Source organism: Rhodococcus tibetensis (assembly GCF_024438035.1).
GTDB lineage: Bacteria > Actinomycetota > Actinomycetes > Mycobacteriales > Mycobacteriaceae > Rhodococcus_F > Rhodococcus_F tibetensis.
The window spans coordinates 49,256-56,225 of record NZ_JANFQF010000030.1 but is presented as its reverse complement, the minus strand read 5'-3'; the positions used below and the strand labels follow the sequence as shown (position 1 = coordinate 56,225).

Annotated in this window: 7 protein-coding genes and 1 rRNA gene; all 8 read left to right on the top strand. The window is 63.7% G+C overall.

Annotated features, from left to right (window positions below; genetic code table 11):
- Window positions 1-108: ribosomal RNA gene (rrf, locus tag NOF53_RS25585) — 5S ribosomal RNA — on the top strand; the annotation flags it as partial.
- Between the two features lie 268 nt (window positions 109-376).
- A complete protein-coding gene (ehuB, locus tag NOF53_RS25580; protein ID WP_255974152.1) occupies window positions 377-1,222 on the top strand; it encodes an ectoine/hydroxyectoine ABC transporter substrate-binding protein EhuB in 846 nt (281 codons plus the stop codon).
- A 17-nt stretch (window positions 1,223-1,239) separates the two neighbouring features.
- Window positions 1,240-1,971: an ectoine/hydroxyectoine ABC transporter permease subunit EhuC gene (ehuC, locus tag NOF53_RS25575; protein ID WP_255974140.1), complete on the top strand. Its 732-nt coding sequence runs from the start codon at window positions 1,240-1,242 to the stop codon at window positions 1,969-1,971.
- Window positions 1,968-2,612 (top strand): ectoine/hydroxyectoine ABC transporter permease subunit EhuD, encoded by a 645-nt coding sequence (ehuD, locus tag NOF53_RS25570; RefSeq protein ID WP_255974137.1) that lies wholly within the window; start codon window positions 1,968-1,970, stop codon window positions 2,610-2,612. The genes ehuC and ehuD overlap by 4 nt, the downstream gene beginning before the upstream one ends.
- A gap of 19 nt (window positions 2,613-2,631) precedes the next feature.
- Window positions 2,632-3,393, top strand: a complete 762-nt coding sequence (gene ehuA, locus NOF53_RS25565; protein ID WP_255974135.1) for an ectoine/hydroxyectoine ABC transporter ATP-binding protein EhuA — start codon at window positions 2,632-2,634, stop codon at window positions 3,391-3,393.
- A 56-nt stretch (window positions 3,394-3,449) separates the two neighbouring features.
- Window positions 3,450-4,097 carry a GntR family transcriptional regulator gene (locus NOF53_RS25560; RefSeq protein ID WP_255974150.1) on the top strand — a complete coding sequence of 216 codons (648 nt, stop codon included), beginning with the start codon at window positions 3,450-3,452 and terminating at the stop codon, window positions 4,095-4,097.
- Window positions 4,094-5,359, top strand: a complete 1,266-nt coding sequence (locus tag NOF53_RS25555) for an MFS transporter (protein WP_255974133.1) — start codon at window positions 4,094-4,096, stop codon at window positions 5,357-5,359. The genes NOF53_RS25560 and NOF53_RS25555 overlap by 4 nt, the downstream gene beginning before the upstream one ends.
- 202 nt (window positions 5,360-5,561) lie before the next feature.
- On the top strand, window positions 5,562-6,968 hold the full coding sequence (locus tag NOF53_RS25550; protein ID WP_255974148.1) for a family 43 glycosylhydrolase: 1,407 nt from the start codon (window positions 5,562-5,564) through the stop codon (window positions 6,966-6,968).
- The last annotated feature ends 2 nt before the right edge of the window (window positions 6,969-6,970 follow it).

Here is a 6,970-nt window from a genome sequence, read left to right as displayed (position 1 = left end):
CATAGCGGAGGGGAAACGCCCGGACCCATTCCGAACCCGGAAGCTAAGCCCTCCAGCGCCGATGGTACTGCACTCGACAGGGTGTGGGAGAGTAGGACACCGCCGAACATCCGTTACCGGAAGCCCCCCAACACCTGTTGGGGGGCTTCCGGCATTCCACAACAAAAACTCCCTTCGTCGACATAGATCACGCTGCGGTAAATTCCGGCCGTTTAGCGCGCAGCAACTCGTTCGCCTGCGTAACGTGACCCGGGCAGATCCGGGTCGGATCGTGCCACATGGTGCGCCCCGGCCGGATCACCTGAGGCAACGAAGGGAATCTGTGGTGACGAGCACGATCTCGAAACGACGTCCGACGGTGAGGGTTGCTGTCGCGATGGCGGGACTCGTAGTGGCAGCCGGCTCGATGGCAGGATGCACGAAGACCGACACGAGCAGCGGCGGATCACTTCTCGAACAGCTCCGTTCAGATGGAACGGTGACCGTGGGCTTCGCCGGCGAAGCCCCGTATAGCTTCGAGCAGGACGGGAAGCTGACCGGCGCGACCGTGGCCCTGCACCGGGAGATCTTCAAGAATCTCGGCATCGACAACGTCGAAGGCGTAAGCACCGACTTCGGAGCCCTCATCCCCGGACTGCAGGCACGGAGATTCGACGTCGTCAGTGCCGGAATGTCCATCCTTCCCCAGCGTTGCGAACAAGCAGCGTTCAGCGAGCCCGAATTCAACTACACGACAGCGCTGATGGTGCCCAAGGGCAACCCGGCGAAGCTCACCGACATGCAGTCGGTCAAAGACAGCGGCGTCCGAATGGCCGCGATGACCGGTGCGATCGAGTCCGACTACGCACAGGACCTCGGCATCGAAGCTACACAGGTGGCGTCGCCGCAGGATGGCATGGACGCCATTGCGAACGGCCGCGCCGACGTCTTCGCATTGACGGGGATCTCACTGAACTGGCTGGCACAAAACAACCCGCAGGCACCGGTGGAAGTCACTGATTCGTTTGTTGCGCAGATCAACGGAGTCCCCCAGGTGGGGGCTGGCGGCACTGTCTTCCGAAAGGAAGACACCGAGCTGAGAGACGCCTACAACGCGGAACTGGCAAAGATCACGGCAGATAAGGACAAGTATCTCTCGATCGTCGGACCGTTCGGATTCACCGAGGCGGAGCTTCCCGATCCCGAACTGACCACAGCGAAGCTGTGTGAAGGAGAGGGCTGAATCGGGGGCGTCCGGTAGTGAACGAGAATTTCGATGCTTTCTTCGATGCCTGGCCGGGGATCCAGGAAGGCATCATCATTACCCTCGCGCTTACGGCGGGAGGTGCTCTCCTCGCTTTCGTGCTTGCCGTCGTGCTCGGGTTGGCTGCTCGTTCACAGCACGTGATCATCAGAGGTTCGGCGCGGGTGTTCATCGAGTTCTTCCGGGGCACGTCACTGCTCGTGCAGCTGTTCTGGCTCTTCTACGTGGTTCCGCTGTTCGGATATCTGATCGACCCCGTGCTGTGCGGGATACTCGCACTCGGCCTCAATTACGGTGCCTACGGAGCAGAAGTTGTGCGGGGAGCGATCAATTCGGTGCCCCAGTCGCAATGGGAAGCTGCTACGGCGTTGGATTTCACGCACTGGCAGAGGCTTCGCCGGGTAGTTTTCCCGCAGGCCTGGGCCGAGATGATTCCGCCCCTGACGAACCTTCTGATTCAACTACTCAAGGGCACCGCTCTGGCCAGCTACATCCTGCTACAGGATCTGACGTTCGAGATAGATCAGCTTCGGCGTACGACGGGCAATACGCTGTTCGCGTTCGGTGTCGGTCTCGTCATCTACTTCGTCATCGGCTACGTGTTGACGTTGCTGATGAATGCGCTCGAGGTCCGGGCGAAGAATCGACTGGGCACCGGACCCTCGTTGCGTGAGATCTTCTCTCTCGCGCCCTCGGACCCTCGTGGACTGGAGGCTGCTGAAAAATGAGCGTCCAGTGGAGTTGGGATCGCGCGTTCGAGGCGCTGCCCGTGTTGCTCGACGGGTTCAAGATCACTGTCGTCGCAACCGTTTTGGGGTTCCTCATTTCCGTCGTGCTCGGCCTGATGATCGCGCTGATCCGGCAGGCCGCTCCGCGCTGGATCGGAATGCCGGTACGGGCGGTGAGCGAATTCATCCGCCTCACACCTCTCGTCGTGCAGTTGCTGTTCGTCTACTACACGTTTACAACATGGTCGCCCTTGCAGATCGGTGTGGTGGTGCTCGGCGTCCATTACTCGACGTACATGGCCGAGGTGTACCGGGCAGGGATCGAGGCCGTACCCGTTGGCCAGTGGGAGGCAGCCAGAGCGCTGTCCATCGCACCGGCCCGTACGTGGCGGGCAATCATTCTGCCGCAGGCAATCCGCCGGGTTGTCCCGGCGCTCGGAAACTATGCCGTGTCGATGTTCAAGGACACCCCGCTGCTGTTCGCGATCACGGTGATCGAGATGGTCACGGCTGCGCAGCAATTCGGTGCGCGGCATTTCCAGTACCTCGAACCGCTCACCCTCGCAGGAGTGATCTTCCTGATCGCCAGTTACCCGACCTCCCTGCTCATACGGCGATTGGAGAAACGTCTTGCCGGATAAAGCGCAGCCAGGCACCCCGATGATCAGGTTCGACGACGTCGTGAAGCGGTTCGGTGACCACGTGGTGCTCGATCACCTCGACTTCCAGGTGGAGCGGGGTGACCGGGTCACGTTGATCGGCCCGAGTGGTTCGGGCAAGACGACGATTCTGCGATTACTCATGACCCTCGAGAAGGTGAACGACGGCATCATCTGGGTAGACGGGGCGCGCCTCACTCACGAGGAGAAGGGAGGCAAGCTCGTTCCCGCGTCGGAGAAGTACGTCCGCCGCATACGGCGCCGAATCGGGATGGTCTTCCAGCAGTTCAATCTGTTCCCCAACATGAACGTGATCGAAAACATCACCGAAGCCCCCATCCACGTCCTAGGGCTCGACAAGGCGGCCGCAGTCGAGCGTGCCCGTGAACTGCTCGAGACAGTCGGCCTCTCGGACAAGGAGAAGGCGCATCCGACACAGCTCTCGGGCGGCCAGCAGCAGCGGGTCGCCATCGCCCGGGCGCTGGCAATGGACCCGGACATTCTGCTGCTCGACGAGGTGACGTCCGCCCTGGACCCGGAGTTGGTTGCCGATGTCCTCGATGTGCTGAGGAACGTGGCCCTCACCACGGATATCACGATGCTGATCGTCACACACGAGATGCAGTTCGCGCGAGACGTGTCGAATCGGGTGATGATGTTCGACGCCGGCCGAATCGTGGAGGAGGGGGACCCGGTGACCATGTTCTCCGCACCGAAACACGAGCGGACCAAGACGTTCCTCAAAGCTGTGCTGGCCGACTGAGGCGAGGCCCGTTTCCTGCGACCCTCGGCACAGGCGTATAAATGCATCTTGTGTCTATGTTGTATTCCGCGGCGGAACAGGCGTACCGCGAGGTGAAGGAGCTCATCCTGTCGGGTGGGCTGCCCGGTGGTGAGCTGATCAGCGAAGGCGAGATCGCAGGACGCATGGGCCTCAGTCGCACACCCGTACGCGAGGCGTTTCTGCGACTCGAGGCCGAGGGCTGGATGCGGTTGTATCCGAAGCGGGGAGCTCTCGTCGTCGCGGTGGCCGAGGGGGAGGCCGAGCATATCGTCGACGCGCGAGAGCTCGTCGAGACACACAGCGTGCGTATCCTGGCCGAGCGGCCCCACGCCCGCGAGTTGCTCGTCGCCCGGTTGCGGGCCAATCTCGCCGAACAGCGGCAGATCGCCGAACAGGGCGACGTGACCGCATTCAGTGCAGCAGATGCCGACTTCCATCGCCTGATCGTCGAGGCAGCAGAGAATCCACTGCTCGCTACGTTCTATTCGAGCCTCCGGGAACGTCAGCGCAGGATGACTGCCCACTCGATCACCCGCGACCCCGGGCAGCTGCCGAGAATTCTTGCGGAGCATGAGCAGCTGACCGAGCTGGTGAACGACGGTGATGCCGACGGCTTCGACAGGGCGGTACTCGCCCACATGCGGCGAGTCCACGCTCTGAACCCGAGGGGAGCGGCTCGATGACCTCCGTGCATGAGTCCCGGGCGGTACTGCCGGACGCCGTGGTGTCCCCGCGGGCATGGTTGCAGGTTGCTGCGACGATGTTCGCGGTCGCGTGGGGAGGGAACGAGTTCACGCCGCTCCTCGGCATGTACCGCGCCGACCACGGCTTTTCGCCGGTAACCGTCGACCTCTTCTTGTTCGCCTACGTTCTCGGAATCGTTCCCGCCCTCCTGCTGGGCGGCCCATTGTCCGACCGGCTCGGCAGACGACCGATCCTGCTGCCCGCCCCTGTGGTGACGGTGGCAGGTTCGGTGCTGCTCGCACTCGGCGCGGACTCCGCGGCCATGTTGATCGCGGGCCGCATCCTGTGCGGCGTCGCGCTGGGGCTCGGGATGGCAGTGGGGGGCAGCTGGGTGAAGGAGCTGTCGACCGCACCGTGGGACCCCTCGGCGACGGAAGGAGCCGGTGCTCGACGAGCCGCGATGAGTCTTACCGGCGGGTTCGGTCTGGGCGCCGGGGTCGCCGGCGTCCTCGCGCAATGGGCGCCGTTGCCGAGCGTCCTGTCCTACGTGGTTCACAGTGGAATCGCGATCGTCGCTGCTTTCGCATTGTTACGCGCACCGGAAACCCGTGCCGCTCAACCGGTCTCCGAGCGTGTGTCACTCGCTCGGGATCTCGCGATTCCCTCGGCGGCACACCGGCGTTTCCTCCTCGTGATCGCACCTCTCGCCCCCTGGGTGTTCGGTACTGCGGCAGCTGCGTATGCGGTACTACCGGCACTCATGTCCGAGCACGGCGGCGGGGTTCCCCTCGCGTTCTCGGCACTGATGTGCATGGTGGGACTCGGGTCCGGCTTCGCGATCCAGGCGCTCGGCCGCAAGATCGATTCACCGCGCAATACGCGGGCCGTCGTGGTTGCCCTCGTTTTCGTCATGGCGGGGATGGGTGTGGCGGCAGCAGCGTCGTCGGCCTTGACCGTTCCTCTCGCACTCACCGCTGCGGTAGTGCTGGGCTGCGGGTACGGCATGGCGCTGGTGTCCGGGTTGCAGGAGATTCAGCGCATTGCCGGCCCCGACGATCTGGCCGGTCTGACTGCAGTCTTCTATTCGCTCACCTATCTGGGCTTCGCGACGCCGGCCGCGATGGCATTTCTCTCCGAGAACCTCGCCGCGGTGACATATCCGCGCATGTTCGTCTTCGGGGCGATCGCGGCCGCGGGATGTCTCGTTCTCGCCTTCGCCAATTGGCGCTCGCATCTGCCCAGAGCCCGCGAGATCTCGTAAGTGCATGGGCCGCCGAATAGTCGGGTCGGGGCGCACGACGAAGGGCACAGTTTGGTTGCGGTTCGTTGTAATCGAGAACTCAACTCTTAACCTGAGCCTCAGCCGTATACATTTGCCACATTCCGGTCGGCTGGGGCCCACGGTAGGGAGCAACGTGCAGAATCTCGATGGCGTGGATGCGAAGTCATGCGTGCGGCCCCTGATGCACCGGGGATGGCTGACGCGACGGGGATGGATCGTGACGACGCTGTCGCTGCTCGCACTGATGGTGGTGCCGGCGCCCCCGGTCTCGGCGAACCCCGTGGTCGAGCCCGTTGCCGCGGACCCGAGCGTGGTCCGTGCGGACGACGGGATGTACTACATGTACACCACCGCGGACGACTGGGGTGACGGCAAAGGCATGCGTAACATGTCGATGTTCAAGTCCTTCGACCTCATGGACTGGATGTACGTGGGTGACGTGTTCCCGGAACTGCCCGGGTGGCATCCGGAGGGAAAGCTCGCGTGGGCCCCGAACGTCCTGGAATCGGGTGGCGGATACAGCCTCTACTATTCGCTCTACGACGAAACGAATCCGTGTATCGGGCTCGCGGCCGCTCCCGGTCCGACCGGGCCGTGGACCGATCTGGGTCGCCCGGTGTTCTGTGCGCAGGACGTCGGCATCGAGGGCACGATCGACCCGTTCGTGTGGGACGACGGAGCTTCGAAAACGATGGTCGTCGGCAACTTCCGCGGCATCTACGCGATCCCGCTGGACGGGGAGGGGGCGGCGCCGGTCGGCGAACCCGTGCAGATCGCGGACGACCGGTTCGAAGGTCCCTTCATCGCATTCCGCAACGGCTACTACCACCTCTTTCTTTCCGCCGGCAATTGTTGCAACGGCGGGGACACCGCGTACCGCGTGGTGGTCGGCAGGTCCAGGTCGCTGACCGGGCCCTATCTCGACCGCAAGGGCCAGGATCTCAACGAGGGGGGCGGCGCGCTCATCCTCGCGGGGAGCGACCCGTGGGCCGGACCCGGACACAACACGGTGGTGACCGACGACGCCGGCAACGATTGGATCGTCTATCACGCCATCCCGCGCGACGACATCACACTGCCCAGCGGAGCTCAGCGCCGGGAAGGGATGATCGACCGGATCGTCTGGGCGGACGACTGGCCCGACGTCGGTGACGGTTCACCGTCCTCGACACGACCTCAGCTACCGGACACCGACCTTCCGGTGCGGGTGTCGCTGACTGCAGACGACTCCACCACCCTGCCCGAGAACGGGGGCACGATCGCGGCGACGATGGTAGTGACGGCACCCGAGGACCAACCCTACGTGGGACAGGTATGGGCGAGCGTGACGTCGCCGGACGGCGGGATCAGTGATCCGATCCTCGGGCCGATCGACGTCGACCTGGCTCCCGGGGAGGTATACGAGGAGCCCATCAGTTACACCGTGCCGGCAGACGCCCCGAACGGAACCTATGACGTGTACGCCTTCGCGGGCACATTCGACACCGAGACCGTCGAGTTCGGGGCGCTCAACGGAGTGAAGTCCGGTCTCCAGATGACAGACGTCGCCAAGCGTGTCTCCCCCGTCGTCTGGCGAGACGGTGCGTGACC